Annotated in this window: 27 protein-coding genes, 1 tRNA gene and 2 pseudogenes; 7 read left to right on the forward strand and 23 right to left on the reverse strand. The window is 51.0% G+C overall.

Annotated features, from left to right (window positions below; all coding sequences use genetic code 11):
• Positions 1–465: 465 nt before the first annotated feature.
• The 7 genes and pseudogenes from AC3ITF_RS03485 to AC3ITF_RS03515 form a co-directional block, all read right to left on the reverse strand.
• A pseudogene (locus tag AC3ITF_RS03485) lies at positions 466–578 on the reverse strand (PAAR domain-containing protein); the annotation flags it as partial.
• A 470-nt stretch (positions 579–1,048) separates the two neighbouring features.
• On the reverse strand, positions 1,049–1,465 hold the full coding sequence (locus tag AC3ITF_RS03490) for a hypothetical protein (protein WP_246864804.1): 417 nt from the start codon (positions 1,463–1,465) through the stop codon (positions 1,049–1,051).
• A complete protein-coding gene (locus tag AC3ITF_RS03495) occupies positions 1,465–2,025 on the reverse strand; it encodes a T6SS effector amidase Tae4 family protein (protein ID WP_135911410.1) in 561 nt (186 codons plus the stop codon). Before AC3ITF_RS03495 ends, AC3ITF_RS03490 begins: the two co-directional genes overlap by 1 nt.
• 253 nt (positions 2,026–2,278) lie before the next feature.
• Positions 2,279–2,569 (reverse strand): annotated as a pseudogene (locus AC3ITF_RS03500) (hypothetical protein); the annotation flags it as partial.
• A gap of 261 nt (positions 2,570–2,830) precedes the next feature.
• The gene (locus AC3ITF_RS03505; RefSeq protein WP_489176134.1) at positions 2,831–3,574 is read right to left on the reverse strand and encodes a type VI secretion system PAAR protein; all 744 of its coding nucleotides are present in this window, start codon (positions 3,572–3,574) and stop codon (positions 2,831–2,833) included.
• 965 nt (positions 3,575–4,539) lie between these two features.
• A tRNA-Phe gene (locus AC3ITF_RS03510) sits at positions 4,540–4,615 on the reverse strand.
• A gap of 105 nt (positions 4,616–4,720) precedes the next feature.
• Entirely contained in the window at positions 4,721–5,428 is a 708-nt protein-coding gene (locus AC3ITF_RS03515) for a DUF554 domain-containing protein (protein WP_096755730.1), read from the reverse strand.
• 468 nt (positions 5,429–5,896) lie between these two features.
• Between AC3ITF_RS03515 and AC3ITF_RS03520 the strand changes: the two genes are divergently transcribed.
• A complete protein-coding gene (locus tag AC3ITF_RS03520) occupies positions 5,897–8,032 on the forward strand; it encodes an ornithine decarboxylase (protein WP_489176135.1) in 2,136 nt (711 codons plus the stop codon).
• Positions 8,033–8,108: 76 nt separating this feature from the next.
• On the opposite strand, the gene AC3ITF_RS03525 is transcribed toward AC3ITF_RS03520, so the two are convergent.
• The 4 genes from AC3ITF_RS03525 to mutY all read right to left on the reverse strand — a co-directional run bounded on the left by AC3ITF_RS03525 (position 8,109) and on the right by mutY (position 12,099).
• Positions 8,109–9,365 (reverse strand): nucleoside permease, encoded by a 1,257-nt coding sequence (locus AC3ITF_RS03525; RefSeq protein ID WP_096755733.1) that lies wholly within the window; start codon positions 9,363–9,365, stop codon positions 8,109–8,111.
• A 212-nt stretch (positions 9,366–9,577) separates the two neighbouring features.
• The gene (mltC, locus tag AC3ITF_RS03530) at positions 9,578–10,663 is read right to left on the reverse strand and encodes a membrane-bound lytic murein transglycosylase MltC (protein WP_135911431.1); all 1,086 of its coding nucleotides are present in this window, start codon (positions 10,661–10,663) and stop codon (positions 9,578–9,580) included.
• 86 nt (positions 10,664–10,749) lie between these two features.
• Positions 10,750–11,019: an oxidative damage protection protein gene (locus tag AC3ITF_RS03535; RefSeq protein ID WP_003027126.1), complete on the reverse strand. Its 270-nt coding sequence runs from the start codon at positions 11,017–11,019 to the stop codon at positions 10,750–10,752.
• A 27-nt stretch (positions 11,020–11,046) separates the two neighbouring features.
• A complete protein-coding gene (mutY, locus tag AC3ITF_RS03540) occupies positions 11,047–12,099 on the reverse strand; it encodes an A/G-specific adenine glycosylase (protein ID WP_096755735.1) in 1,053 nt (350 codons plus the stop codon).
• A gap of 160 nt (positions 12,100–12,259) precedes the next feature.
• Between mutY and trmB the strand changes: the two genes are divergently transcribed.
• The 4 genes from trmB to ansB all read left to right on the forward strand — a co-directional run bounded on the left by trmB (position 12,260) and on the right by ansB (position 15,309).
• Entirely contained in the window at positions 12,260–12,979 is a 720-nt protein-coding gene (gene trmB, locus AC3ITF_RS03545) for a tRNA (guanosine(46)-N7)-methyltransferase TrmB (protein WP_096755736.1), read from the forward strand.
• Positions 12,979–13,305 carry a YggL family protein gene (locus tag AC3ITF_RS03550; RefSeq protein ID WP_096755737.1) on the forward strand — a complete coding sequence of 109 codons (327 nt, stop codon included), beginning with the start codon at positions 12,979–12,981 and terminating at the stop codon, positions 13,303–13,305. Before trmB ends, AC3ITF_RS03550 begins: the two co-directional genes overlap by 1 nt.
• Positions 13,306–13,354: 49 nt before the next feature.
• Positions 13,355–14,074, forward strand: coding sequence for a YggN family protein (locus AC3ITF_RS03555; protein ID WP_096755738.1), 720 nt, complete (start codon positions 13,355–13,357; stop codon positions 14,072–14,074).
• Between the two features lie 188 nt (positions 14,075–14,262).
• Positions 14,263–15,309, forward strand: a complete 1,047-nt coding sequence (gene ansB / locus AC3ITF_RS03560) for an L-asparaginase 2 (RefSeq protein ID WP_096755739.1) — start codon at positions 14,263–14,265, stop codon at positions 15,307–15,309.
• A gap of 124 nt (positions 15,310–15,433) precedes the next feature.
• On the opposite strand, the gene hemW is transcribed toward ansB, so the two are convergent.
• Genes hemW through AC3ITF_RS03585 form a run of 5 tightly spaced genes read right to left on the reverse strand, consistent with a single transcriptional unit; the run spans position 15,434 to position 18,740 of the window.
• Complete coding sequence (gene hemW / locus AC3ITF_RS03565) at positions 15,434–16,570, reverse strand: radical SAM family heme chaperone HemW (protein ID WP_117342645.1); 1,137 nt, start codon at positions 16,568–16,570, stop codon at positions 15,434–15,436.
• Positions 16,563–17,156: an XTP/dITP diphosphatase gene (locus AC3ITF_RS03570; protein ID WP_115257510.1), complete on the reverse strand. Its 594-nt coding sequence runs from the start codon at positions 17,154–17,156 to the stop codon at positions 16,563–16,565. Before AC3ITF_RS03570 ends, hemW begins: the two co-directional genes overlap by 8 nt.
• A gap of 7 nt (positions 17,157–17,163) precedes the next feature.
• Entirely contained in the window at positions 17,164–17,454 is a 291-nt protein-coding gene (gene yggU / locus AC3ITF_RS03575; protein ID WP_115257511.1) for a DUF167 family protein YggU, read from the reverse strand.
• Positions 17,451–18,017: a YggT family protein gene (locus AC3ITF_RS03580; RefSeq protein ID WP_096755742.1), complete on the reverse strand. Its 567-nt coding sequence runs from the start codon at positions 18,015–18,017 to the stop codon at positions 17,451–17,453. Before AC3ITF_RS03580 ends, yggU begins: the two co-directional genes overlap by 4 nt.
• A gap of 18 nt (positions 18,018–18,035) precedes the next feature.
• Complete coding sequence (locus AC3ITF_RS03585) at positions 18,036–18,740, reverse strand: YggS family pyridoxal phosphate-dependent enzyme (protein ID WP_096755743.1); 705 nt, start codon at positions 18,738–18,740, stop codon at positions 18,036–18,038.
• Between the two features lie 17 nt (positions 18,741–18,757).
• Between AC3ITF_RS03585 and AC3ITF_RS03590 the strand changes: the two genes are divergently transcribed.
• On the forward strand, positions 18,758–19,738 hold the full coding sequence (locus tag AC3ITF_RS03590; protein ID WP_181506578.1) for a type IV pilus twitching motility protein PilT: 981 nt from the start codon (positions 18,758–18,760) through the stop codon (positions 19,736–19,738).
• 9 nt (positions 19,739–19,747) lie between these two features.
• Here AC3ITF_RS03590 and ruvX read toward each other — a convergent pair whose 3' ends face one another.
• From ruvX to endA, 5 genes are all read right to left on the reverse strand, one after another.
• Positions 19,748–20,164, reverse strand: coding sequence for a Holliday junction resolvase RuvX (ruvX, locus tag AC3ITF_RS03595; protein WP_096755745.1), 417 nt, complete (start codon positions 20,162–20,164; stop codon positions 19,748–19,750).
• Positions 20,164–20,727: a YqgE/AlgH family protein gene (locus AC3ITF_RS03600; protein WP_489176136.1), complete on the reverse strand. Its 564-nt coding sequence runs from the start codon at positions 20,725–20,727 to the stop codon at positions 20,164–20,166. The genes ruvX and AC3ITF_RS03600 overlap by 1 nt, the downstream gene beginning before the upstream one ends.
• A gap of 175 nt (positions 20,728–20,902) precedes the next feature.
• A complete protein-coding gene (gshB, locus tag AC3ITF_RS03605) occupies positions 20,903–21,850 on the reverse strand; it encodes a glutathione synthase (RefSeq protein WP_117342642.1) in 948 nt (315 codons plus the stop codon).
• Between the two features lie 12 nt (positions 21,851–21,862).
• Positions 21,863–22,594 carry a 16S rRNA (uracil(1498)-N(3))-methyltransferase gene (rsmE, locus tag AC3ITF_RS03610; protein WP_489176137.1) on the reverse strand — a complete coding sequence of 244 codons (732 nt, stop codon included), beginning with the start codon at positions 22,592–22,594 and terminating at the stop codon, positions 21,863–21,865.
• A 74-nt stretch (positions 22,595–22,668) separates the two neighbouring features.
• A complete protein-coding gene (gene endA, locus AC3ITF_RS03615) occupies positions 22,669–23,376 on the reverse strand; it encodes a deoxyribonuclease I (protein WP_115257516.1) in 708 nt (235 codons plus the stop codon).
• Positions 23,377–23,613: 237 nt separating this feature from the next.
• Between endA and AC3ITF_RS03620 the strand changes: the two genes are divergently transcribed.
• Complete coding sequence (locus AC3ITF_RS03620) at positions 23,614–24,423, forward strand: dihydrodipicolinate synthase family protein (protein ID WP_489176138.1); 810 nt, start codon at positions 23,614–23,616, stop codon at positions 24,421–24,423.
• 78 nt (positions 24,424–24,501) lie between these two features.
• Here the strand turns inward: AC3ITF_RS03620 and AC3ITF_RS03625 are convergent, their stop codons facing one another.
• Complete coding sequence (locus tag AC3ITF_RS03625; protein ID WP_489176139.1) at positions 24,502–25,023, reverse strand: SprT family zinc-dependent metalloprotease; 522 nt, start codon at positions 25,021–25,023, stop codon at positions 24,502–24,504.
• Between the two features lie 78 nt (positions 25,024–25,101).
• Positions 25,102–26,496 carry a galactose/proton symporter gene (galP, locus tag AC3ITF_RS03630; RefSeq protein ID WP_096755752.1) on the reverse strand — a complete coding sequence of 465 codons (1,395 nt, stop codon included), beginning with the start codon at positions 26,494–26,496 and terminating at the stop codon, positions 25,102–25,104.
• Positions 26,497–26,549: the final 53 nt, after the last annotated feature.

The raw sequence follows: 26,549 nt of genomic DNA on the forward strand, positions 1-26,549 counted from the left end.
TTTTTGAAATTACTATCATCAACGAAAGAATTTGATCCTCTTGGATTATTTTATTTTGGATAAGCTACCTTCTGAAAACAATAGTTTACAAATGATGCGCACCACGGAACAGTCGACATTTTCGCAGTGGCTTTGTCATTTATTAATATATGGTAATTATGTGGTTTTTCCGGTTCCTCCGGTTTTTCTAGGAGTTTCTCATTTTTTCCTCCATAAATTTTCGGCTTCTTGCCATGCAAAAAAACATCCATGGAGCTTCTTTTTGTTCATGTCTTGTTATTGCCACTGGATTCCCACTGTTTTTACTTCCCTCGGACGGTAATTTTTTGTAGCTCCTGAGGCTGTACTCTGTGTTCCTGATGATTTTGGCTTGTTTGACGCAGCTTTTGTTTGAGGCGAATCAGGTATCCATCCTCCTGGTGATAAAGGTCCATCCACTGCATTACCTATATCACCCGTACCGGTTCTGGCGGCAGGCGGGCCGTCAATAAATACCGTGGGGAACCCGGTGTAATAACGGTTTCGTGATAACCGTCATGCTGGGTACCTTTATCGTTAAATCTGGCTGCTGTGGGCATAGGGATCCTTTATAATATTTAGTCAGAGTAAGAGCTTGAATTAAATTTATGTTTATGAATAATTTCAATTTTGGAATTTATTGCTTTTGCATGAGTTTAGGAAGATTATCATTTGTGATCCAAGTGGTCTTCATTATTGATGCTGTGAGTAAAGACAATATTTGGATGTTTGCAATGCTGCCGAATTTTTAACAATATAAGTTTGTAATGATTTTATAAATTATGTTCTTTTTTTGAATTAAACATGCTTTATGTGGCAATTACCGGAGATGGTTCGTCATTTATGAAATCGGCAAATCCTTTTCCCGGGATATCTCTACACTTATGATTAATTGAATATACAATTACTCAAGAACAATACATTGCAAGTTTGGAGTAGTGTCACTTAGCAGAGAGAATAGCACTATTCGACTCGGTTATTCGGCTTTTATTGAAAATACCATCGATAGTTTCATTCTCTGTCATATTTGTTATTTTGTTTCTTTTAAAATCAAATTATTTAAAAGCACGTCCAGTTCTCTTGAGTGATAAAAATCAACACAATCATATATAACCATATTTAGCTGGGCCAGATCGCCTTCAGTTTGCCTAGGTTTATGAAAATTATCTGTTTTAATTTTTATAAACATATCAAGAGCATTGTTCTTATCACTACTAAAAGCTAATCCTTCCTCGATGTCAATAAATCCCATTGTATAATCTTTCAAGGGTGGGTTATTAAAGTTCAATCCCATTTTTTCATAATTATTAGTAATACACCGAGCAAGAGAGTACGTTTTGTAATTATCTAGAAGATGCTCATGGGTATTGAGAGTATTTCCATTTGAACAAGTTGCATATCCGGAAGCAAGAAATAAAGAAAAGACTAAGTTGAGCCTGTTTGTCATTATTTCAACTCCCAGAAATATATTGCGGCAGTATAATCTGCGATATAGTAATGATCGGCTATTACTCTATTTCCAGTCCATAATGTTGCATGCCCTGATGCGTTAAAATCCCTGGGGGATTTAGGGATCATTATATAAATGCCTTTCTTGCCATCTAGTTTTGAACTTACATCACTCAGGTTAGTCGGATAATTTACAACTATGTCAGCCTTTCCCCACTTGCCTTCGAGAATACTCTTTAGTTTTTCAGCGCCAGGTTCTATTTGCTGGCCATGAAATTTATTATTTTTATTTGTTATTTTTATCCCTCTGTTCCCAACTTGCCTCATTCCACCAGCAAGCAAGGCTAGGGAAACTCTTGTCCCACAAGCATTGTAATATATTGCCTTATCATAGTTTGCACCAAAAACATCAGTAAAAACGGTGTCAAAATTCTCATCATCTTCCGATAAAGTACCATCATTAACTTTAGGGTATCCATTATAAACACCACTCCATGAAGGTCTTCTTGCCGTCAAAGAGGACTTTTGTCCCCCCGCGCTTGCGTAAGCTTTACCCATTACTATCTCCTTATTGCACGCTCATTAGCACACCACCAAAAACATTGCATATGCAAGTGTTTCCTGTGTTGTCAACAATACCAGTAACAGTTATTGTTTGTTTAATATCAGCTATATCATTATATGCTATATCACAATAAACACTTTCACCGGGGTTATAATTTTCCGTCTTAATATGAATATTCAGATCAACATAATGTCTCGATATATCACTAAGCTCTATTTTATCCTCACCATAAGACCAACTAATCGAGGTGATTTTCTTCTCTTTATCATCTACATCTACCGAATCAGTCTCCGGGTTGCTTGAGTCATTCGAATTATCGGCTCCTCTTGAATTTTCTCCTGTTCCGTCATCTGATAAGGCTGTCAGAACAGTTGGTTGTCGTGTCCCCACCGGTGCTCCCGGACTCCCCCCGCTGTTGAGATTTATCTTCGGCCCCATAATGTCCACCCCAGCCGAATGGATGACAATAAACGAACCACTCACTTTCAGACTGATTTTGCTGCTGCTCTCCAGCACGATGTCGCCCCGGACCTTTACCCAGGGCCACGGTAGTGACGATGCCGCAGATATAGCGCTGTGGAGTGTTCCCCTGCCAGATGGTCAGTACGACATTTTTTTCCAGGAAATCAGGAGCAGTCAGTCTGAAGAGGGTGCTGGTCACATTCACGTCCATCACAAACGGACAGGAGTATTGCTGGTAAAGGGTGAAATCCACCACGGCCAGCGCTGTCTCTGCCTGACCGTCGATACTTAGTGTAAAATGCAGTCCTTTTTGTGACATAACCTTTCCCTTGTATATCAGCCGATATTGACGGTACCGCTGCCGATAACCACGCCACCGCAGTCAATGGCATCACCGGTTCTGGCGGCAGGCAGGCCGTCGATAAATACGGTGCCTGAACCACTGGCTATTTTTCGGGGGTGGGGAGGATGTTTGGGTTTATCGTGAGGCGTCAGTGGGTCACCCATACGGGCAGCGGGTAATCCGTCGATAAATACCGTGGGGGAATCCGACCAGATGGTTGCTTTTGTCGCGGCGTCGTTCCTGCCGGTTTGTAGTGTATCCCAGTAAACAATAACGGCTTTCTGTTGCCCTTTTGCCGCAATATAACGCAGCGCCTGCATATAGTTCATATTTTCGCTGGCGACGGCATTCCCTTCTTCCATTTTGACTTTGTTGCAGGAAAGGGGCTTCTGCCTGTCCGGAATACCGGAGAATGTTGATACTTGGTAGTACTTTCCCATCTCCTGCTGCATGGTCATTTCCGGCGCACGACTGCCGGACTGAACCAGAATGACGGCAGAGTTCAGCGGTACACTGAATTTCCCGCCATCGAGTGCAGCCTGAATATCCTCTTCTGAAACCGCCAGCGTGGTTTCATTGCCAAAAATATCTTTATCCGTGAGCTTCGTTGTTGCATCTTTACTAATGCTGTCCTCTGTCCGGGGAACGCTGGTTTTTTTCGCATCAATGGGGGAGTGTACGCAACCGTTTAATAAAAATGTTGCCATACATAAAAATATCGTTAACGTGATGTTCATAAATGATCGTCTCTCATGAATACTGACTGTTTACTCTGATTGTTTCAGTCTGGCATGTTTTTTAATTATATGCTTTTTGCAATGTTTATGAAAATTAAGTTTTATATTTGCATCCTCAATAAAACATTTCATTCTATAAGTAATGATATTTCTTTTGCGTTTTTTGAATGATCTCTGAAATGTGCATGCAGTTTTTTGTGGTTTTTTAATGTTAACTTGCAATGATATTGCGTACTTCTAGAGGATAGTAATAAAAATTTGATATGAATGCTGTGCCTTATTACAGTAACAATTTTCCCATGCTGGCTTGGGTAATAATTGGTGAGGCCGTTGATATTATAAGAAGAAAGCGAGCGGGTGATAAAAATAAATTATTTTTAACGAGAGGACGCGACGTTCTGGTCAGCAAAATCTGTTATCTGAGTCCTGAATGTTTTCTTAAAAATGATAACTGGAGGATAAGAACAGAAGGTGAATATATTATACTTCTCTGTCAATGTTATTGATACTCAGCTACGGGGGCATATGTGGTGCTGCAAAAAATTTTTGCGTGCTCTCTTAATTTATCCTATCCGAAAATGGAGCAATATAATATTATTTTCGGTATGCTGGTATGTGATGAGGATAATGATCCTACCACATGAAATGTCTCTAAGCGCGGTAGTGTTTTGCACATATCTGAATCAAGCGATGATACTTTCCTACCCCAGACCGGACAAAGACCGGATTCTGCCTTGCTGTGATGAATCCACCAGATAGGCATACAAGGTGGAAATAGTGTTTATTGGCAGTTTGAAGCCGAATAGAGAACAACACTGTGACCGGAAGGGCAGGGAGTAGCTAAAGGGAAATGCTCGGGTTGGAGGGAAGAGGCCGAGTGATGGTTACTGTGGCTAAGATGACCAGAAATCTACCGGAGCCCCAGAAAGCAAAAAACCAGCCCGTAGGCTGGTTTTTCTAAATAGTGGTGCCCGGACTCGGAATCGAACCAAGGACACGGGGATTTTCAATCCCCTGCTCTACCGACTGAGCTATCCGGGCAACGAGGCGCATTAAAACCGATTCGCTTCTTTTCGTCAACGAAATTTCTTCAAATCAATGCAGACTGCACAATCTATCACCACATTGCTGGTATTGCACGCATTCTCAGGCAAAAAATGCCGTCCACGCGGCGGAAAGCGGCATGGCCAATAGCAGGGCAGGTAGCATGTTCACGACGGCAAACATTTTAATTCCGCAGATACGCAAGCCGGTTGCCAGCAACAGCAAGCCACCTACGGCGCTAAAGTCAGCCATCATGGCAGGCGTCGTCAAAGGCAAGATCAGCGCGGCGCAGGCAGCGAGCGTCAGCTGGATTGCCAGCATCGGCACACAAATGGCGGATACCGCAATCCCCAGCGAACAGGCGAAGATGATAGCGGTGAAGAAATCGAGAAACGACTTCGCGATTAAAATATTCGGATCGCCGGTCATTCCTTCATGTATCGCCCCAAAGATCCCTGTGCCGCTGGCACAAAACAGCACAATGATGGCGACAAAGCTTTGAATAAACGATTCGTGCGTTGCATTGGCATCTGACTTTGAGAAAAGCTGCTGCGCTTTGGCGACCGCCGCATTAATCCCTTTTTCCAGATGGCACAACTCGCCAATCAGTGCGCCGACCAGCGTTGCCAGCACCATAACCGGCAGGTTGGCGCATTTGATTACCAGCAAGATACCAATGCCCAGAGAAGCCAGTCCGAAAATAGAGGTCATTGAGACCCGAATGCGTTCGGGTAAATGCTGGCTGAGCAGCGTACCGAGAACGCCACCAAGTAAAATAGCGCTGGCATTAATAAAAGGTCCGATTACCACATGAGCTCCTGCATACCCGTTATCGTCTTGATGATGAAGGCAATTTTCGGGGTATATTTATGTTTTCAGATTGCATTATTATGACGCTATTGTCCGGCAAAATGCTTGTTTATCTGTGGGGATAAGCATAGGATTTTGTCTTGCGCCTGGTAGTGAAAGGTGCCATGATTGCGCGAATTTTCTCCTGTCTGAATGGGGTTGCCTGGGATGAATCAATTCCCCCTACATCACCTTCAACATCGCCTTTTTGCGCGACGTTCTCCCCTTTCTACGACACATCCTCATTCTCCCTCCATGCGGTGACGGCGGCGTACGCTCACTGCAGGATAACAGTAAGATCAGAGGCTATCTGCTTTTACTGATGTCTGGCGGTCGGGGCTGGTAACCAGTTTGACCAAACATTTCGTGGGATAACGCCGTGTGGCATTGTCCGGGACTTTGACTTTCCCGAAACGGGTTTTTGCGCTTATGAAATCAATGAAAATTGCCGCCAGTGGTGAACTGGTCTCTTGTCTGTCTACCCATCGTCAGGTGGTGTCACTGGACGGTACCGATTTTACTGATGTTGCGGCAGTCGTCATTACCGTTGCGGACAGCCGCAGCGGGATCCTCGCGTTGCTTAAACGCACAGGTTTTCATTTACCGGTGTTTATTTTCTCAGAGGTTACTGTCGAATTACCTGCGGGTGCAGAGGCGGTTATTGGCGGTAACGCACAGGACTGGCTGGAGCTGGAGTCCGCCGCATGTCGTTATGAGGACGATCTGTTGCCACCATTTTATGACACGCTGACGCAGTATGTCGAAATGGGCAACAGTACCTTTGCCTGCCCAGGCCATCAGCACGGTGAATTTTTTAAGAAACATCCTGCCGGACGGCATTTTTATGAGTTCTTTGGCGAGAATTTGTTTCGCGCGGATATGTGCAATGCTGACGTCAAGTTGGGCGATTTGCTCATTCATGAGGGGTCGGCAAAGCATGCGCAGAAGTTTGCGGCAAAAGTGTTTAATGCAGATAAAACATACTTTGTGCTGAACGGCACCTCTGCTGCCAATAAAGTCGTGACCAACGCGTTGCTGACGCGTGGCGATCTGGTGCTGTTTGACCGTAACAATCATAAATCAAACCACCATGGTGCGCTGATCCAGGCCGGCGCTACACCAGTCTATCTGGAGGCGGTGCGTAACCCGTTTGGCTTTATTGGCGGCATTGATGAGCACTGCTTTAATGAAGCGTATCTGCGCGGGCAGATACGCGACGTCTCACCACATAAAGCCGACCAGCCGCGCCCGTTCCGTCTGGCGATTATCCAGTTGGGAACCTATGATGGGACCATTTATAACGCGCGACAGGTGATCGACAAGATCGGCAGTTTGTGCGATTACATTTTGTTTGACTCTGCCTGGGTTGGTTACGAACAATTTATCCCGATGATGGCGGATGGCTCGCCATTGCTACTGGATCTCAAACCCAATGATCCCGGGATTTTTGTCACCCAGTCGGTGCACAAACAGCAGGCCGGGTTCTCACAAACCTCGCAGATCCACAAAAAAGATAACCATATTCGCGGCCAGGCGCGTTTTTGCCCGCATAAACGGTTGAACAATGCTTTTATGCTGCACGCCTCCACCAGCCCGTTTTACCCGCTATTTGCCGCGCTGGACGTTAACGCAAAAATCCATGAAGGTGAGAGCGGACGCCGGTTATGGGCGGAATGCGTGGCGTTAGGAATTGAGGCACGTAAAGCCATTATCGATCGCTGTAAGCTGATTCAGCCCTTTATTCCCCCGATGGTGGGGGGGAAGCCCTGGCAGACATACCCGACGCAGGTTATTGCCAGCGAGCGTCGCTTCTTTAGCTTTGAGCCGGGAGCGAAATGGCATGGTTTTGACGGCTATGCGAGCGATCAGTATTTTGTCGATCCGTGCAAACTGCTGCTGACCACGCCGGGCATTGATGCGCAAACTGGGCAGTATACTGACTTTGGTATACCAGCGACGATCCTCGCACACTACCTGCGAGAGAATGGTATTGTGCCGGAAAAATGCGACCTCAATTCAATCCTGTTCCTGCTGACGCCAGCAGAAAGCGCAGAGAAAATGGCGCAGCTGGTGGCGATGCTGGCTCAGTTTGAACAGCACATTGAGAACGATACGCCGCTGGCAGATGTGCTGCCCACAATCTTCAACAAATACCCGATGCGCTATCGAGATTACACGCTGCGTGAACTGTGTCAGGAAATGCATGACCTGTACGTGAGCTTTGATGTGAAGGATCTGCAAAAAGCGATGTTCCGTCAGGAGAGCTTACCCGCTGTTGCCATGAACCCGCAGGATGCCAACAGTGCTTATATCCGGGGAGATGTTGAGCTGGTGCGCATTAGTGATGCTGCCGGTCGTATCGCGGCAGAAGGTGCGTTGCCTTATCCTCCCGGCGTGTTGTGCGTAGTACCCGGTGAAGTGTGGGGCGGAGCGGTACAGCGTTACTTCCTGGCGCTGGAAGAGGGCGTTAATCTGCTGCCGGGCTTCTCACCTGAACTGCAAGGGGTTTACAGTGAAACGGACGCCGACGGCATTAAGCGTCTGTACGGATATGTTCTGAAATAAAAAACGGATCGCGCGGCCGATACATTTCCGGCAAAAAAAGGGTCACCGTCAGGTGACCCTTTTTAATCAATGAAGATTAGTGTGCGATAGTCTGTGTGCCAGCCGGAGTGCGAACGTGTTTGTACTTAAACAGTGCGACGAAGGCAAAGGCCAGGAACAGTGAGTAGCCCGCGAAGATCAGCCATACGCTCTGCCAGTCAGTAATGCCGTTCAGTGTGAAGTGTTCCACCACTTTACCGCTCACCAGACCACCCAGAATACAGCCAAAGCCGTTGGTCATCATCAGGAACATACCCTGTGCACTGGCGCGAATTTCCGGACGAACTTCTTTTTCCACGAACACCGAACCGGAGATGTTGAAGAAATCGAAGGCGCAGCCGTAAACAATCATCGACAGAACCAGCAGCACGGTACCGAACGGAGTCGGGTCGCCGTACGCAAACAGACCAAAACGCAGCATCCACGCCACAATACTGATCAGCATAACGTTCTTAATACCGTAACGGCTTAAGAAGAACGGGATGGTCAGGATAAACAGGGTTTCTGAAATCTGCGAGATGGACATCATGACTGACGCATGCTCGACGATGAAGCTACCAGAGAACAGCGGGTTATTATCGAAGCTGTGCAGGAAGGTATTACCGAACATGTTGGTAATTTGCAGTTCTGCGCCCAGCATCATCGAGAAGATGAAGAAAATTGCCATACGCTTGTTTTTAAACAGGGCGAAGGCATCCAAACCCATCATTGACGTCCAGCTCTGATTTTTCTGCTGATTAGCAACCGGAATATGCGGCAGCGTCAGGGTGAACAGTGCCAGTACCACGGACAGAATTGCGCCGATATACAGCTGCATATGGCTCAGTTCAAAGCCTGAGAAGCTTACCGCCCACATGGCCAGAATAAACCCGATGGTGCCCCAGATACGGATTGGCGGGAAGTCGGTGACAATATCCATCCCGGCAGACTGCAGGCGATAGTAAGAAATAGTGTTGATTAACCCCAGCGTTGGCATATAGGCCAGGGAGTTAAGCAGGATCACAAAGAACATGGCTCCAGGCGTGGTGACCTCGGCGGCAGCGAACAGCGTACCCGCACCCACCAGGTGGCAAAGAGCATAAACCCACTTGGCACTGATCCATTTGTCGGCGACGATACCTAACAGCGTAGGCATAAATACGGCGGCAATCCCCAGCGAGCTATAGACTGCGCCAATAGAGGCACCGTCGAATTTAAGGGTGACAAACATATAAGAGCCGAGGGTCGTGAGCCAACTACCCCACAGGCAGAACTGCAGAAAGGAAAGGACTTTCAGCTGCAGCTTAAGATTCATGTTAATTTCCTCACATCGTAATGCGGATGGATGTTTTAAAAAGCACATTTGCCGTTTCAATATGATGTGATTCTATCAATGAGAAGGGGTGTTTTTTTGTTAGCTGTGACAAATATTTGCAAACAATTTCCAATTGCAAAGCAAAATAGTGACGGAGTTAACACTTTTACCCTCTTCTGCCGCCAGCTTCACGCGGCCGAAGAGGGTAAACATTACCGACGTCGATAGGATTTTTGTGCAGAATTGACCTTATAAAGGTAGCGGCGTGATTCCGCCGACGGATGTCGGGTGGTTAATGTTTGATAAACGTCTCCCGGCGACATGCTGTTGATGATATTTGCTGCCTGAATTTTATCGCTGGAGAACACACGCAGCACGCTGCCTGCCCCACCGTTATACGCGGTAATGACGGCGTAACGACGTGAGGTTGGGTTATCGATTCCGCCCAGGTAGACATTGTTGAGCATCGCCAGATAGGCGGTACCGGTATCAATGTTGTTGGCCGGGTCAAACAAGAAGCTACGGCTTGGCGTACCGGAACGGCCCTGTGAGCGGAATACATCCTTCCCGGCGCTGTGCTGCACGACCTGCATCAGGCCCAGTGCATCAGCATGGCTGACCGCATACGGGTTAAAGGAGGACTCGGTTTGCATGATGGCGAGGATCAGCGCCTCGTCGACGCCATACTTACGCGATGCCTGACGAACCATGCCGATATACTTATGCGCACGCTTATCAAGGTGGTTTGGCACCAGGTTAATTGTCACGCTGTAGATAATGCGCAGGCCGTTACTCCGGCTCTTCAGTCGCGTTTGCAGCAGGTAGTTGGCGAAGTTTGTCGCGCGTCCCTCCCAGCGAATAGGCTGACCGGTATTATCAACGACCTGCCCGTAGAGGAACGGCTCTTTGGAAATCTTGATATCATCGACATCGGAATAGAGATCGATGGAACCCGGATCGTCTCCCATCAGCAAGGTCTTGATTATTGCCCGTCGTAAATGCCCGGCAGGATCTGTCCCGGCGATGGTCTCCACGGTTATGGTACCGTCATCAAAGTTGATGTGGCTGCGGGTTTGATACTGATCGGTATACTTGACGTAGTCCTTCGGACCCGCGATCAGCACTTCTTTAAATCCCCACAAATTCTCAATGTTATGGGCAAACTGCCCCATCAGAATATCAAAACCGTTGGTATCCTTGACCCAGGCTTCGTTATAGGAATCGCCTTTTTTGGTCGAACTGGAACAGGAGATGAGCAACGGCGCAATAACGGCAAGCGCGAGAAATTTTTTCATCATTCCGGGGGTGCGTGTTGTGTTGGTTATTTGCAAGGACCAGATTAAATCGTCGGCCGGATAAGCGCAGCGCCATCCGGCAACGGTTCTTATGACTCTGGCGTATAGCCTTCAATGTGCACGTCCTTGCCTTCAAACAGGAAGTTGATCATCTCCTGTTCCAACAGCTTGCGGTGCTCGACGTTCATCATGTTGAGTTTCTTCTCGTTAATCAGCATGGTTTGCTTGTGCTGCCACTGTGCCCATGCTTCTTTCGAAATCTCGTTATAAATGCGTTTTCCCAGATCGCCTGGGTACAGCTGAAAATCCTGACCTTCTGCTTCACGTTGCAGGAAAGTACAAAAAATCGTTCTGCTCATAAAAAATCCTCTTTATCGACCGGCACGTTAAACCTGCGCACCGACGCGTAATTGCTGTAACAAACGCTCCACAGGAGCCGCCAGTCCGACCGACGGCGGTTGCGCTAAGTTATACCAGAGCGCGTTGCCTTCATCCATGCAGGTGGTGAATGAGGACACGGGAAGCCACATAGGCACAATATCTAAGTGGAAATGACTAAAGGTATGGCGAAATGCAGTAAGCTGGGTCAGATTATCTGCGTTAATTTGCCGTTGCGCCAGCCACTGATGCAGTCCATCTTCATCTTCAAACTGCGGAAAACAGTATAATCCGCCCCATAAGCCGCTGGGTGGACGCTGCGCGAGTAACACCTCATCGTTATGCTGCATCAGTAAAAAATAGCCTGTGCGCTCCGGTAACGTCTGCTTGGGCTTTTTACCCGGGTATTGTGCCCAACTTGCATTGGCGGTAGCCACACAGCCATTTTGTAATGGGCACAGGGCGCACTTAGGTTTTGAACGCGTACAGACTAGCGCGCCTAAATCCATCATCGCCTGATTAAATCGTTCAACGCCGTGGGCGGGTGTAACCTGCTCACTCAACGCCCACAGTTTTTTCTCGACCTCTTTTTTCCCCGGCCAGCCGCTGACAGCATAACAGCGTGCCAGCACGCGTTTGACGTTGCCGTCGAGAATCGGAAAATGCTGACCCAAAGAGAGCGAAAGGATCGCGCCTGCGGTAGAGCGTCCAACGCCGGGCAGGGCGGCAACTTCATCAAAGGTTTGCGGGAAGGTGCCGCCATGCAGCGTCGCCACCTGCTGAGCGGCTTTATGCAGATTGCGCGCACGCGCGTAATACCCCAGCCCGGTCCACAAATGCAGGACTTCATCAAGCGGGGCATGGGCTAAATCGGTTATCGTTGGAAAGCGCGCCATAAAGCGTTCAAAATAAGGAATAACGGTCGCAACCTGAGTTTGTTGCAGCATGACTTCAGAAAGCCATACTTTGTAAGGCGTCTTGTCAATTTGCCAGGGCAGCGTTTTCCGCCCGTATTTGTCGTACCAGCTCAACACCTGAGCTGAAAATTGAGACGCTTGCATGATTACCGTTTCATTATTGCTGGGGGCAAGATTGCAGCACAGAGGTCGAAGGGTGTAAACCGGAACTTTCCGCAGCTGACTCTCTTCCTTTACTTGCATCCGGCAACTAACTTTGGATAATGCCCGTTTTCAGAACTCAAACACAGCAGACTAAACTTTTATGAAGAACGACGTCATTTCACCGGAATTTGATGAAAACGGTCGCCCGCTGCGCCGGATTCGTAGTTTTGTTCGTCGCCAGGGGCGACTGACTAAAGGGCAGGAACACGCACTGGAAAACTACTGGCCGGTGATGGGCGTTGAGTTCAGCGAAGCGCCGGTCGATTTTGCTGCGCTGTTTGGCCGTGACGCACCGGTGACGCTTGAAATAGGTTTCGGTATGGGCGCTTCGCTGGTGGCGATGGCCAAAGCGCGTCCGGAACAAAACTTCCTCGGTATTGAGGTTCACTCTCCGGGCGTTGGTGCCTGCCTGGCTTCGGCGCATGAAGAGGGCGTCGAAAACCTGCGCGTGATGTGTCATGACGCCGTTGAAGTGCTGCACAAAATGATTCCTGACAATTCTTTATCGATGGTTCAGCTCTTTTTCCCTGACCCGTGGCATAAAGCACGTCATAATAAACGCCGTATCGTTCAGGTACCGTTTGCTGAGCTGGTGAAGAGTAAGCTGAAGTTGGGCGGTGTTTTCCACATGGCTACCGACTGGGAAGCTTATGCGGAGCACATGCTTGAAGTGATGTCCTCCATTGACGGGTATAAAAACCAGTCTGAGAGTAACGATTATGTACCGCGCCCACCATCGCGCCCGGTAACCAAATTTGAACAACGTGGCCATCGTCTTGGCCACGGCGTATGGGACTTAATGTTCGAGAGGGTGAAATAATGGCAAAGAACCGTAGCCGTCGTCTGCGTAAAAAAATGCATATCGACGAATTCCAGGAAGTCGGATTTTCGGTTGCATGGCGTTTTCCGGAAGGCACATCTGAAGAGCAGGTCGATAAAATCGTTGATGACTTTATCAATGAGGTTATTGAGCCGAACAAGCTGGCCTATGACGGCAGTGGCTATCTGGCCTGGGAAGGTCTGATCTGCCTGCAGGAAATCGGCAAATGCACTGAAGAACATCAGGCAATCGTGCGTAAGTGGCTGGAAGAGCACAAACTTGAAGATGTGCGCACCAGCGAACTTTTCGATATTTGGTGGGACTAAGTAGCACAGGGTCGGCAAATGCCGGCCCGATTTGTATTGAGGGATAGATATGATGCGTAAAACGCTGCTGGCGGCAGTTCTGACGTTCACGGCGATGGCCGCACATGCTGATTATAAGTGCAGCGTCACCCCGCGTGACGATGTGATTGTGACTCCGCAAACGGTGCAGGTGAAGGGTGAAAACGGCGATCTGGTGATCACGCCAGCCGGGAATGTTACCTTCAACGGTAAGCAGTACACCTTAAGCGCCGCACAGCGTGAGCAGGCGAAAGATTATCAGGCGGCGTTGCGTAGCAGCCTGCCGTGGATTGACGACGGCGCCAGAGCGCGCGTCGAGAAAGGTCGCATCGCGCTGGACAAAATTATCGCCAAAGAAGTCGGTGAAAGCAGCAACATGCGCGGTCGTTTAACCAAGCTTGACGCCCAATTGAAAGAGCAGATGAACCGGATCATCGAGCATCGTACTGACGGTCTGACCTTCCATTATAAGGCAATTGATCAGGTCCGTGCTGACGGGCAGCAGCTGGTGAATCAGGCGATGGGCGGCATTCTGCAGGACAGCATCAACGAAATGGGTGCCAAAGCGGTGCTCAAAGGTGGCGGTAACCCACTGCAGGGTGTGCTCGGTAGCCTCGGCGGTTTGCAAACCTCCATCCAGAATGAATGGAAGAACCAGGAGAAAGACTTCCAGCAGTTTGGCAAAGATGTTTGCGCGCGCGTCGTGACGCTGGAAGATGACCGTAAGGCATTGGTTAACGGTCTAAAATAGCATTTACCTCTCTTTAACGGCACAGAAACATTCTGTGCCGTTTTGCTTTGCATTTTCCTTGTTTTTTGATATCCATCTCTAAAAATAACAAATTTATAAATATATAAGTCTGGTTAATTGGAAGAGGTCACATTATTCATCTGTCAGGTTGACATAATGCGGCAAATTCAAATAACCGGAGTAATAACATGGATTTTTTCAGAAAAACGGCACTGGCAGCACTGGTTATGGGGTTCAGCGGCGCAGCGCTCGCATTACCCAATATCACCATTCTGGCTACCGGCGGGACGATTGCTGGTGGCGGTGATTCCGCAACAAAATCCAACTACACGGCGGGTAAAGTTGGCGTAGAAAATCTGGTCGATGCGGTGCCGCAACTGAAAGATATTGCCGTCGTTAAAGGCGAGCAGGTGGTGAATATTGGCTCGCAGGACATGAATGACGACGTCTGGTTAACGCTGGCGAAGAAGATCAACACCGAATGTGATAAAACCGACGGCTTCGTGGTGACCCATGGTACGGATACTATGGAAGAAACCGCGTATTTCCTCGATCTGACCGTCAAGTGCAACAAGCCAGTGGTGTTGGTCGGCGCAATGCGTCCGTCTACGGGTATGAGCGCCGATGGCCCGTTCAACCTGTATAACGCCGTGGTGACCGCGGCGGATAAAGCGTCTGCTAACCGCGGTGTGCTGGTGGTGATGAACGACACTGTCCTGGATGGCCGTGATGTGACCAAGACCAACACCACAGATGTCGCGACCTTCAAAGCCGTCAACTATGGTCCGCTGGGCTATATCCATAACGGTAAAATTGATTACCAGCGTACGCCTGCGCGCAAGCATACTTCCGCAACGCCATTCGATGTCTCTAAGCTGACCGAGCTGCCGAAGGTGGGCATTATCTATAACTACGCTAACGCCTCCGATCTGCCGGCAAAAGCGCTGGTCGATGCCGGATACGCCGGGATTGTGAGTGCTGGTGTGGGTAATGGTAACTTGTATAAAACCATTTTCGATACGCTGGCAACCGCTGCGCACAAAGGCACCGTGGTCGTGCGTTCTTCCCGCGTACCTACTGGCTCCACCACGCAGGATGCTGAAATCGATGATGCGAAGTACGGATTTGTGGCGTCTGGCTCGCTGAACCCACAAAAAGCTCGCGTGCTGCTGCAATTGGCGCTGACACAGACCAAAGATCCTAAACAGATCCAGGAAATGTTTAATCAGTACTAATCGATGAAGGTGGCTGCGCTTATCGACCTAACCCTGTAGGCCTGATAAGCGCAGCGCCATCAGGCAATTTGCCGAATGGTGGCTCAAAGCCTTATCAGGCCAACATTCATTACGGTTTTCCGCGTTACTCCGCCAGAAACAGCTCCAGCAGTGAGTTTAAAAACAGCTTACCGTGCTGGGTAATCTGCCAGTACTCATCGCTCTGCGTCAGATATCCCTGGGCGATAGCCTCATCAATCTGTGCCCGAATCACCTCTTCGGCAAGCCCAGTATAGTGGGTGAATTCCACACGCGGTGCGGCCTCCAGCAAGCGGAAGCGGTTCATAAAGAACTCAAATGGCTTATCAGCCTCGGCGACATCACGCTCGCTTTCGAGATAACGTCCCTGCATGTAACCGCGCGGATGTCGGGTTTTGGTGGTGCGCAGGATACGTCCGTCCGGGAAGGTGATCTTGCCGTGAGCCCCGCAGCCAATGCCAAGATAGTCGCCAAAACGCCAGTAGTTCAGGTTGTGCTGGCACTGATATCCCGGTTTTGCATAGGCCGAGGTTTCATATTGCTGATACCCGGCGGCGGTCAGCAACCGGTGGCCTTGCTCAAAAATATCCCACAGGGCGTCATCATCCGGTAGCACCGGCGGGCGCGAACCAAACAACGTGTTGGGCTCAATAGTGAGCTGATACCAGGAGAGATGCGGGGGGTTAAGCTCAATGGCCTGCTGTAAATCGTCCAGCGCTTCTTCCAGTGTTTGATCCGGCAGGCCGTGCATCAAATCGAGGTTAAAGCTGCGCAATCCCAGACCGTCAGCCAGATTCGCCGCGCGTTTGGCTTCTTCTGGCCCGTGAATACGCCCCAGTCGCTCAAGCTTGGCGGCGCTAAAACTTTGCACGCCAATCGAGATGCGGTTAACTCCAGCGCGTTGATAATCGACAAACCGATCGGCTTCCACCGTACCGGGATTGGCTTCCATCGTGATTTCGGCATCCGCCGCCAGATTTAGACGCGCACGCACGCCATCCAGCAGCGTTTGCATTGCCGGGCCAGAGAGCAGGCTCGGCGTACCGCCACCAATAAAAATGGTCTTTACTTCGCGTCCCTGCGCGTAGGCGACGTTGGCATCCAGATCGCTCAGCAGATGCCCAACGTAATCGTCATGGGGAACTTCGCCCTTTAACGCATGCGAGTTGAAGTCGCAGTAGGGGCATTTCTGCACGCACCACGGGATGTGGATATAAAGACTCAGCGGTGGCAACTTAACCATTACGCAGCGCATCCAGCAGCAGTTTTAGTGCCTGTCCACGGTGGGAAATAGCACTCTTTTCTTCCCGGGTCAGTTCGGCTGCGGTTTTACCCTCAGACGGTACAAAGAAGATAGGGTCGTAGCCAAAACCACCGTCTCCGGCAGGCTCACGAGCGATCACGCCCGGCCAGCGTCCGTGACATACAACAGGGGTTGGGTCATCTGCGTGGCGCATATACACCAGTACACAATGGAACTGTGCCTGACGTTTTTCGTCCGGGATATCCTGCAGGGTGTGCAGCAGTTTTTCCAGGTTTTGTCTGTCAGTCGCATCTTCACCAGAATAGCGAGCAGAATAAATCCCCGGAGCCCCGCCGAGGGCGTCAACGGCCAGGCCGGAATCATCGGCAATGGCAGGCAGACCGGTGATTTGCGCGGCATGACGCGCCTTCAGAATGGCGTTTTCAATAAACGTCAGGCCGGTTTCTTCTGCGGAATCAACGCCCAGATCCGTTTGGGCAACGACATCAAGCCCGAAGTCGCTCAGGAGAGAGGCGAGTTCACGCACTTTACCGGCATTGCCGGTCGCGAGGACAACTTTTTGCATGGGATACCTAATCAGTTAGCGCCGCAATTTCTGGCGGGATCTGTTGCGGATGAATGATTTTAACCTGTTTGTGGCGGCCAAGCTCGCCCTTCTCAATAACGACCTGGCTTTTCGCCACACGGAACTGTTTACCGAGAAACTTCACCAGATGGCTGTTGGCTTGCCCATCGACCGGTGGGGCGGTAATGGCGACTTTTACTTCGTCGCCATGTAAACCCACAATACTGTCACGGCTGGCTTTAGGCTGAATGTAGAGCCGTAAAACCAGACCGTCATCGCAGAGTGTTACGGCACTCATAGCGCCATCCACAGCCCCGGCAGCAGCATGTTGCCTGTCGCTTGTAACACTTCTGCGATCCCCATGTTGATGACATAGAGCAGCAGCACCAGGATCATCGGGGAGAAGTCGATCCCGCCCATTCCTGGTAGGATACGACGAATAGGACGCAGCAGCGGATCCGCCAGTTGAATCAGTACGTATTCTACAGGGCTGCGGCCCTGGCTGACCCAGCTCATGATGGCCATCACCAGCAGTACCCAGAAAATCAGCAGCCCGATAGTCTTCAGGACGATCAGTACGGCGGCGATCCAGATAATGGGTTGGAACGTGACCACTTTGAACAGCACAATAGCTTTGATAAAGCTGAGCACTAACGCGACCAGTAACGATGCGCTATCAATCGGCCCCATCGGGGGAATAATTCGGCGTAACGGCCCAATAATAGGCTGAGTGATTTTTACAATGAACTGCGAAAACGGATTGTAAAAATCGCAGCGAGACCACTGCATCCACACGCGCAATAACAGCGCCATGGTATACAGCTCAATTACCGTTGAGAGCAGGAAGGTCAACGTATTCATGGTGTTCCTCAGTTTTCCTTAATTTTTTGTGTAATCACGAGCACCAAAAATGGCAGTGCCAATGCGCACCATCGTGCTACCCGCCGCGATGGCGGCATCCATATCATCAGACATTCCCAACGAGAGCGTATCGACTGTCGGGTAGCGTGTTTTCAACCCGGCAAATGCTACAGCCATTTGCTGTGCAACTTCAAACTGCCTTACATAATCTGACTCAGGCGCCGGGATTGCCATCAGTCCACGCAGGGTAATGCGCGGCAGAGCGGCGACGTCTGCGGCCAGGGCATCAAGCTCTGCCAGCGGAATACCTGACTTGCTGTTCTCATCGCTGATGTTTATTTGAATCAGCACATTTAGCGGCGGTAGGTCTGCCGGGCGCTGTTCGCTGAGTCGGGTGGCGATGCGCAAACGGTCTATCGTGTGGCACCAGTCAAAATGTTCAGCCACCAGACGGCTTTTGTTGGACTGCAACGGGCCGATAAAGTGCCACTGCAGTCCAGTCACGCCGTTTTCGCTGAAGTAGCGGATTTTATCCACGCCTTCCTGAACATAGTTTTCCCCAAAGGCATGCTGCCCGGCAGCAATGGCTTCTTCGATGGCGCTCGCAGGTTTGGTTTTGCTCACTGCAAGCAACGTAACGTCTTCTGAAGACCGCCCGCAACGCGTCGCGGCGGCTGAGATTTTCTCCCTGACATGTGCCAGGTTATGCGCGATATCGTTCATTTTCCGAGGATGTTCATATGAATATGGAAGAAATAGTGGCCCTTAGTGTAAAGCATAACGTGTCGGATCTACACCTGTGCAATGCATGGCCTGCGCGCTGGCGCATATGTGGAAGGGTAGAAATTGCCCCGTTTACCGCGCCTGACGTGGAGAAGCTGCTGATGTTATGGCTCAGTGAGCAACAACAGGTACAGTGGCGGGAAAAGGGTCAGGTTGATTTTGCTATCGCACTGGCGGATTCCCGGCGTTTACGGGCCAGCGCATTTACGCATCAGCAGGGAACGTCACTGGCGCTGAGACTGCTGCCGCTTGATTGCCCGTGCCTGGATGATCTCCAGACGCCCGCTGCGTTGCCAGAACTGCTGCACAGCGAAAACGGGTTGATTCTGGTGACCGGGGCGACGGGCAGCGGTAAGTCGACGACGCTGGCGGCGATGGTGGACTCTCTCAATCAGCACGTTGACGGGCATATTCTGACCCTGGAAGACCCGATTGAATTCCGCTATACCAGCCAGCGTTGTCTGATCCAACAGCGTGAGATTGGCGTGCACTGCCTTTCTTTTGCTGCCGGCCTGCGGGCGGCATTGCGTGAAGATCCTGACGTGATTTTACTGGGGGAACTGCGCGACAGCGAGACGATTCGTCTGGCACTGACGGCGGCGGAAACGGGGCATCTGGTGCTGGCAACGCTGCATACGCGCGGTGCGGCGCAGGCGGTGGAGCGGCTGGTGGATACGTTCCCTGCACAGGAAAAAGACCCGGTGCGTAATCAACTGGCGGGTAGTTTGCGGGCGGTGCTCGCACAAAAACTGGAAGCCGACAGGCAGGGTGGGCGGGTGGCGTTATTTGAACTGCTGGTCAATACGTCGGCTGTGAGTAATCTGATCCGTGAAGGGAAAACCCACCAGCTACCCGGCGTGATACAAACCGGGCAACAGGCGGGTATGCAAACATTTGCCCAGAGCCTGCAGCAGCGTCAGGCGCAAGGCAGGCTGTAAATATGAGCCTTAGTAACCTTGTTCGAAATAGCTTTCGAGAATAACGACGGCAGACGCGGAGTCTACTTTGCCTTTATTCAGCGCGCGGTACCCGCCTTGCTCAAACAGGCCGGAACGTGCTTCGACGGTGCTCAGGCGTTCGTCGTGCAGCGTGACCGTGACGCCAAAGCGGCCATGAATACGGTTGGCAAACTTGCGCGCGCGCGCAGTAAGCGGCTGCTCGGTGCCGTCCATATTGAGCGGCAGACCGACAATGATTTCATCCGGTTGCCACTCTTTTAGCAGGCGTTCAATCACGTTCCAGTCTGGCGTGCCGTCCTGCGCTTTGATGGCAGGCAGCGGTCTGGCAGTACCTGTAATGCGCTGACCAATCGCCACGCCAATACTTTTGGTCCCAAAATCAAAGGAGAGTAATGTTTCGCTCATTATGCGTGTCCCGCCACGCCAGGCATGGTCAGGATATCGATCCCGATAAGTCTGGCCGCGTCGCGCCAGCGGTCGGCAATCGGCGTTTTAAACAGAATATTGAGATCCGCGGGGGCGGTGAGCCAGGCGTTATCCAGCAACTCTTGCTCCAGTTGGCCTTTTTCCCATGATGAATACCCCAGGGCGACCAGTACCTCGGAAGGTTGTTCCTGAGTGCCTAAGGTTTCCAGTACATCGCGGGAAGTGGTGATAATGGTGTTGTCCGAAATACGAATGCTGGAGGCAAAGCGTGAAGGAGGGGTATGCAAAATAAACCCACGCTCTTCTGCTAACGGGCCTCCGAGCATCACGGCTTTATCCAGGCGAATCGTCGGATCGCGTGTCTCAGGGGTAATCTTCAGCTTTTCCAGAATCCCTGCAATCTGTAAGTTTTCCAGGGGTTTATTGACGATAATCCCCATTGCGCCATTTTCATTATGTTCGCAAATGTAGACCACGGAACGGCGGAAAATCGGATCCTGGAGAGCAGGCATGGCAATAAGAAAGTGATGCTGTAAATTCATTGTCAGAGGTTCTGTTTCCTGGTTCAAAAAAGCAACAACGGTCAGTATGCGAGGAAAGCGTTAAGTTGTCACCCTCTGAAAATAACATTGCCGGATATCGGCTTCGCCTTATCCGGCCAACGGGGTGCAATTGTAGGCCGGATAAGACACCGTGGCGTCGTCATCCGGTGCAGGTTTACTTGGCTAAGCGAGCTTCAATGGCATCCATCAGCATACCGGTAATGGACACCGGGAACTCCGCCTCAATTTCGCGAATACAGGTTGGGCTGGTGACGTTAATTTCCGTCAGGCGATCGCCGATGATATCCAGACCGACAAAAATCAGTCCTTTGGCTTTCAGCGTTGGTCCGATACGACGTGCAATTTCCCAGTCGCTGTCGGTCAGCGGACGAGGTTCGCCACGGCCACCGGCCGCCAGATTACCACGGGTTTCACCGCCCTGTGGAATGCGTGCCAGGCAGTAGGGAACGGGTTCGCCATCGACCACCAGTACGCGTTTGTCGCCGTCTTTAATTGCCGGCAGGTAGTTCTGCGCCATGCAGTAGCGGGTACCGTGTTCGGTCAGCGTTTCGGCAATTACACCGAGGTTCGGATCGCCTTCCTTCACGCGGAAGATCGATGCACCGCCCATGCCGTCCAGCGGCTTGAGAATGATATCGCTGTGTTTTTGCCAGAAGGCTTTCAGCTGCGCTTTGTTACGCGTGACCAGCGTTTCTGGCGTCAGGTCCGCGAACCAGGCGGTGAACAGCTTTTCGTTACAATCGCGCAGGCTCTGCGGTTTGTTCACGATCAGCGTCCCTTGCTCTTCTGCACGTTCCAGAATATAGGTGGCGTAGATGAATTCGGTATCAAACGGCGGATCCTTACGCATCAGAATGACGTCCAGGTCAGCCAGTGGTAGATCTTGTTCGCTGTTGAACTCATACCATTTGTCGTAGTTCTGCTCTACGCTCAGGGTACGCGTGCGGGCGCGGGCTTCACCGTTAATCAGATAAAGATCGGCCATCTCCATATAGTGAAGTTCGTAACCACGACGTTGTGCTTCCAGCAGCATAGCAAAGCTGGAATCTTTCTTGATGTTGATGCTTGCGATGGGATCCATCACGATGCCGAGCTTGATCATTGTTCTTCTCCGTTAGCCCAGATCGCCAAATCGCACCTGTAGCGCGGTAATGGCGGTGAGCGCAGTTGTCTCAGTACGCAGAACGCGAGGTCCTAACAGAATATCAGTAAACTGATAGCGTGCAGTCATGGCAATTTCATCTGCCGACAGCCCGCCTTCAGGTCCAATCAGCAGCCGGATGCGCTCTACCGGCAGCGGAAGCGTGTTAATACTGGCGCTGGCACGCGGGTGCAGGTTCAGTTTTAGCCCCTCGTCCTGCTCGGCACACCAGGCTTCCAGCTCCATTGCCGGGCGAATTTCAGGCACCCGGTTACGACCGCATTGCTCGCAGGCGGCAATCGCAATTTTCTGCCACTGCTGGAGCTTCTTGTTCAAGCGTTCACTGTCCAGTTTAACGCCGCAGCGCTCAGAAAAAAGTGGCGTAATGAGGCTTACACCCAGTTCAATCGATTTCTGGATAGTAAATTCCATTTTTTCACCGCGCGACATCACCTGCCCAAGATGAATATGCAAGGGAGATTCGCGATCGTCGAGTTCGGCGCTCAGTATCTTCACATCCACGCTTTTCTTGCTGGCGTGGGTGATCTCGGCGTCAAACACCTGGTTGCTGCCGTCAAATAGTTGAAGAGCCTGGCTCGGTCCCATGCGCAGCACGCGACCGATATGGTTGGCGGCATCTTCACACAGTGAAATTTGACTGCCTGCCGTGAGTGGTTCAGGGTGATAAATGCGAGGAATGCGCATAGTTAACCATCCGCGTCATGGCCCTGGCCGACAAAACGGCAGGGCATGGGTTAAAATATTGACGCTAGTGTAGGTTAGCTCTTTTGCGCCTGGCAAGCGCGTTGCACGTATGGGTTATGGTTGCCCTGTACCTTCGCAATACGTTCGTCGCGTTCGCACTCCCAGTCGGTCACTGGATACTGTTTATTCCAGGCGTTAAAAAGCTGGGTTTGCTGACGGGAAAGCGTCAGGTTGTACTGGTCGCGCATGTAAAAATAGGTGCGCGCGATGGCGCCGCGAGCGCGCGCAGGCGGCTCAGCCACTTTTTCTTTGAAATCGACCTTCATGTCACACTGCCCATACTGGCCTTCGCCGCCGTTCCACTGGCTGTACATAAAGTTCGCGCGATCGCCATTTACTTCACCCACTGCCGGTTGCAGGTTGTGCATATCGCTTTCCATCTTGCGATAGACCGGATCTTTGGCGCAATTTTTACGTCCACCGTCCTGCCAGCACTGGCGTTGATGACCAAATTGCCAGGCCGGAACCACGTGTTCCCATTCAATACGGCTGGCACGGTTTTCGTTTTTCCGCACTTTATAGCCGCAGGACTCGAGATCCACGACCCCTTTTTTGCCCTGCCAGTTAATTTTACAGCCGCAGTAGAAATCGCCGGGCGCATCGACATTAACTTTTACACCAGCGGCTTTCGCCTGGGAGAAACTGTTGATACCTTCGGCGAATGCCGGGCCAGAGAGTGCAGTAGCCAATAACGCCACTGCCATAGAAAGATTACGGTACATCACACACTCCGTGTCAAAACGAGCCCGCAACGTAACGAAAGCGTCGGGCAGATGCAATCAGCTAAATCATATAAGTTCCAGAAATTACTTTTGAGTAACAAGGCGCTATCGGCGGATTATTGTTTGCTTGTTTAGCGCGCCTGCTCATACAGTAGCGTGTCACGAGCGCGAACCAGGGCGTTGCGCAGATTGCCCAGATAACAGCCGTTTTTATCGAATTAATGACCGGGAAAAAAGATGAAGAAAGGGGTGAGCGCGTTTCCGCTTACGCCGCTGAGGGCGGGTGAGATTGATGAAAATACATGGCTTTCTCTGATTGAGAATATTGCCGGTGCCGGCGTTGATTCCATCGGTGTGCTGGGTTCTACCGGGAGCTATGCCTACCTGACGCGTGAACAGCGCCTACGCGTTACCCGGCTTGCGCTTGAGGCGGCATCTGATATCCCCGTTATTACCAGCATTGGCAGCGTACGAGTCGAAGAAATTCTGCATCTTATGGATGATGCGCAGCAGGCGGGTGTCAGCGGCGTTTTGATGGCCCCGGTCTCTTACCAGCGGCTGAACGTGGATGAAGTTTTTGATCTGTACGATCGAGTCACTCGCGAGCTGTCGGTGCCGCTATGTATTTATGATAATCCCGCCACCACCGGGTTTGAATTTAGCGATGACCTGCTTATCGCGCTGTCAAATTTACCGGCTATTGGTTCGATTAAACTGGCTTCATTCACCTCTGAACGGATCACCAGGCTAAAAAACAGTCTTCCGGCAGGCGTCTCTATTGGTGTCAGTGGCGACGGTCAGGCTGCCTCAGGGCTGTTAGCCGGAGGCGATGTCTGGTATTCCGTCCTGGCAGGCTTGTTCCCGCATTATTCACGTGCTTTAGCCAATGCCGCGTTGACGGGAGATCACGTCAAAACCCGGCAACTGGATAGCGCGCTCCAGCCTCTGTGGGCCTTTTATCAACGGCACGGTAGCCTGAGGGTGATCGCGACGGTGGCAGAAATGATGGGGAAAGTGTCTGCGCCTTGTCTCCCCTTTCCGCTGTAAACGCTGAAGGGGGAGGAAAGGCTCTTATTGCAGGAAACGTTGAGTTCATTATCTTTTTTGGATTGATGAACGAGGATGTCAGGCCTTCGCCGGGTTTTCCTGCGGCCCGGGAATCAACGGTTCGCCACAGTGGACGCAGCGGTAGGTGGCCTCACCACGCACAATGCGGTTATGTCGGCGGACGGTCAACTGATGCTCCTGGCACTTGCAGCGGTAAGTAAAGGTATTGCGCTGCACGGATTGCAGTTCGAACTGATGCGTACGCCGGGCCGGAACGCCCAGCACGCTTTCCATCATCCATTTCCACTCTTTTCCGTGAGGCGGTACGCGGCCAAAGTGCTTCCACACCAGCAAATGTGCCAGTTCATGCGGTACGACCTCGTTGATAAACGCCTCGATGTTTTCCATCAGCAGCACCGGGTTGAGGCGAATTTCATTGCTTTGCAGCCACGCTGTACCCGCAGCAGTGCCGCGCTGTTGGTACACAAGCTTAGGTTCCGGATAATTGCGTTCGAGCTTGAGATTGGCGAGGGCAAGTTTTTCCCGCAGGCTGCGCATAACGGCTTGCTGGATGGCGATGGGGAGACGAGAGGTTTTCATAACGCCAGAGGATAGTGCGACAGGAAAAGGACTGCAAGAGGCAGGCTTCCCCCCGCGAGGGGAGGAAGCCGCAGGTGATTAGTCGTGTGCGCCAATTTCGCGCAGTTTACGGCCTTTCATCAGGTTACGTTCAATGTGTTCCAGGGAGACGTTTTTGGTTTCCGGAATCAGCCACAGGGTCAGGAAGATGAACAGGACGTTCAGGCCGCCGTAGACCCAGAAGGTGTTGGCGCTGCCCAGCGAGTTCAGCATCGTCAGGAAGGTTGCGCCGACGATCATGTTGGCAATCCAGTTGGTTGCGGTAGAGCAGGTGATACCGAAATCGCGGCCTTTCAGCGGCTGGATTTCAGAGCACAGTACCCAAATCAGCGGACCGGCACTCATCGCGAAGCCAACGATAAACATCAGCAGCATCAGTACGGCAAAGTACTGGGCGGCAGCGGAGTGGATACCAATGTGCATCATTGTGCCCAGCACGCCCATACCGATAGCCATCACGATAAAGCCGAGGATCAGCGTCGGTTTACGGCCCCAGCGGTCAACCAGGCCAATGGCGATAAAGGTCGCCAGCACGTTGGTCAAACCCACGATAACGGTGCCCCACATCTGCTCAGTGGTGTTGGTATAACCCGCCAGTTCAAAGATTTTTGGTGCGTAGTACATGATGACGTTCATCCCGGTGAACTGCTGCATCACCTGTAACAGTACGCCAAGGAATACCGCGCGGCGGAAGTTGCTGTTTTCTTTAAACAGCGCCCAGCCACTCTGTTTTACCTGCAGGCTTTCACGAATTTCATCCAGCTCGCGTTTCGCTTCTGCACTGGTATCACGCAGACGCAACAGCACGCGTTCGGCATCGACGAAGCGACGTTTAGCGGCGAACCAGCGCGGGCTGTCCGGTAGGAAGAACACGCCAACCAGCAGCAGCAGGGCAGGAATGATGATCACGCCCAGCATCCAGCGCCATGCACCGCTATAGCTAAAGGCGGTATCGGATAGATAGGCCCCGAGGATCCCGATGGTAATCATCAGCTGATACATGGAAATCATACTGCCACGAATTTTTTCCGGTGCAATTTCAGATAGATACAGTGGCGCAGTGTAAGACGCAACGCCCACGGCCAGACCCAGCAGGATACGGGAGAGAAGCAGTACTTCTACGTTAGGCGCCGCGGCGGAGAACAGCGAGCCGGCGACAAACAGGATCGCGCCGATCATCAGGCTTTTTTTACGTCCAAGCTTGAAGGAGAGCCAGCCGCTGCCGACAGCACCTACAGCTGCGCCAAACATCATGGAGCTGACCACCCATTCCTGAGTGTGCGGGGTAATTTGAAACTCGTCGGTGATGAACGGTAATGCACCGGCAATCACGCCGATATCCAGGCCAAAAAGTAATCCTGCCAGGGCGGCAAGAAAGCAGACAAAAAATGTCATGGCTTTGTTGGAACGCCCCTGTTTTTTATTCCCAGGCATGATGCCCTCCAGGTTGGGTAACTTATTTTTGTTGATGTTAAGGGTAGGTGAGT

The sequence above is a fragment of the Citrobacter sp. KH_055_1 genome (assembly GCF_057838705.1).

What these genes read in the sequence shown, in the direction of transcription:
- AC3ITF_RS03495 (WP_135911410.1), bottom strand. Translation starts at nt 2,025, where the DNA reads ATGGGTAAAGCTTACGCAAGCGCGGGGGGACAAAAGTCCTCTTTGACG.
- mutY (WP_096755735.1), bottom strand. Translation starts at nt 12,099, where the DNA reads ATGCAAGCGTCTCAATTTTCAGCTCAGGTGTTGAGCTGGTACGACAAA.
- AC3ITF_RS03550 (WP_096755737.1), top strand. Translation starts at nt 12,979, where the DNA reads ATGGCAAAGAACCGTAGCCGTCGTCTGCGTAAAAAAATGCATATCGAC.
- AC3ITF_RS03580 (WP_096755742.1), bottom strand. Translation starts at nt 18,017, where the DNA reads ATGAATACGTTGACCTTCCTGCTCTCAACGGTAATTGAGCTGTATACC.
- AC3ITF_RS03620 (WP_489176138.1), top strand. Translation starts at nt 23,614, where the DNA reads ATGAAGAAAGGGGTGAGCGCGTTTCCGCTTACGCCGCTGAGGGCGGGT.
- AC3ITF_RS03490 (WP_246864804.1), bottom strand. Translation starts at nt 1,465, where the DNA reads ATGACAAACAGGCTCAACTTAGTCTTTTCTTTATTTCTTGCTTCCGGA.
- ruvX (WP_096755745.1), bottom strand. Translation starts at nt 20,164, where the DNA reads ATGAGCGAAACATTACTCTCCTTTGATTTTGGGACCAAAAGTATTGGC.
- hemW (WP_117342645.1), bottom strand. Translation starts at nt 16,570, where the DNA reads ATGGTTAAGTTGCCACCGCTGAGTCTTTATATCCACATCCCGTGGTGC.
- yggU (WP_115257511.1), bottom strand. Translation starts at nt 17,454, where the DNA reads ATGAGTGCCGTAACACTCTGCGATGACGGTCTGGTTTTACGGCTCTAC.
- AC3ITF_RS03625 (WP_489176139.1), bottom strand. Translation starts at nt 25,023, where the DNA reads ATGAAAACCTCTCGTCTCCCCATCGCCATCCAGCAAGCCGTTATGCGC.
- AC3ITF_RS03590 (WP_181506578.1), top strand. Translation starts at nt 18,758, where the DNA reads ATGAATATGGAAGAAATAGTGGCCCTTAGTGTAAAGCATAACGTGTCG.
- rsmE (WP_489176137.1), bottom strand. Translation starts at nt 22,594, where the DNA reads ATGCGCATTCCTCGCATTTATCACCCTGAACCACTCACGGCAGGCAGT.
- AC3ITF_RS03585 (WP_096755743.1), bottom strand. Translation starts at nt 18,740, where the DNA reads ATGAACGATATCGCGCATAACCTGGCACATGTCAGGGAGAAAATCTCA.
- AC3ITF_RS03600 (WP_489176136.1), bottom strand. Translation starts at nt 20,727, where the DNA reads ATGAATTTACAGCATCACTTTCTTATTGCCATGCCTGCTCTCCAGGAT.
- endA (WP_115257516.1), bottom strand. Translation starts at nt 23,376, where the DNA reads ATGTACCGTAATCTTTCTATGGCAGTGGCGTTATTGGCTACTGCACTC.
- AC3ITF_RS03555 (WP_096755738.1), top strand. Translation starts at nt 13,355, where the DNA reads ATGATGCGTAAAACGCTGCTGGCGGCAGTTCTGACGTTCACGGCGATG.
- AC3ITF_RS03520 (WP_489176135.1), top strand. Translation starts at nt 5,897, where the DNA reads ATGAAATCAATGAAAATTGCCGCCAGTGGTGAACTGGTCTCTTGTCTG.
- AC3ITF_RS03570 (WP_115257510.1), bottom strand. Translation starts at nt 17,156, where the DNA reads ATGCAAAAAGTTGTCCTCGCGACCGGCAATGCCGGTAAAGTGCGTGAA.
- galP (WP_096755752.1), bottom strand. Translation starts at nt 26,496, where the DNA reads ATGCCTGGGAATAAAAAACAGGGGCGTTCCAACAAAGCCATGACATTT.
- ansB (WP_096755739.1), top strand. Translation starts at nt 14,263, where the DNA reads ATGGATTTTTTCAGAAAAACGGCACTGGCAGCACTGGTTATGGGGTTC.
- AC3ITF_RS03505 (WP_489176134.1), bottom strand. Translation starts at nt 3,574, where the DNA reads ATGAACATCACGTTAACGATATTTTTATGTATGGCAACATTTTTATTA.
- gshB (WP_117342642.1), bottom strand. Translation starts at nt 21,850, where the DNA reads ATGATCAAGCTCGGCATCGTGATGGATCCCATCGCAAGCATCAACATC.
- mltC (WP_135911431.1), bottom strand. Translation starts at nt 10,663, where the DNA reads ATGATGAAAAAATTTCTCGCGCTTGCCGTTATTGCGCCGTTGCTCATC.
- trmB (WP_096755736.1), top strand. Translation starts at nt 12,260, where the DNA reads ATGAAGAACGACGTCATTTCACCGGAATTTGATGAAAACGGTCGCCCG.
- AC3ITF_RS03535 (WP_003027126.1), bottom strand. Translation starts at nt 11,019, where the DNA reads ATGAGCAGAACGATTTTTTGTACTTTCCTGCAACGTGAAGCAGAAGGT.
- AC3ITF_RS03525 (WP_096755733.1), bottom strand. Translation starts at nt 9,365, where the DNA reads ATGAATCTTAAGCTGCAGCTGAAAGTCCTTTCCTTTCTGCAGTTCTGC.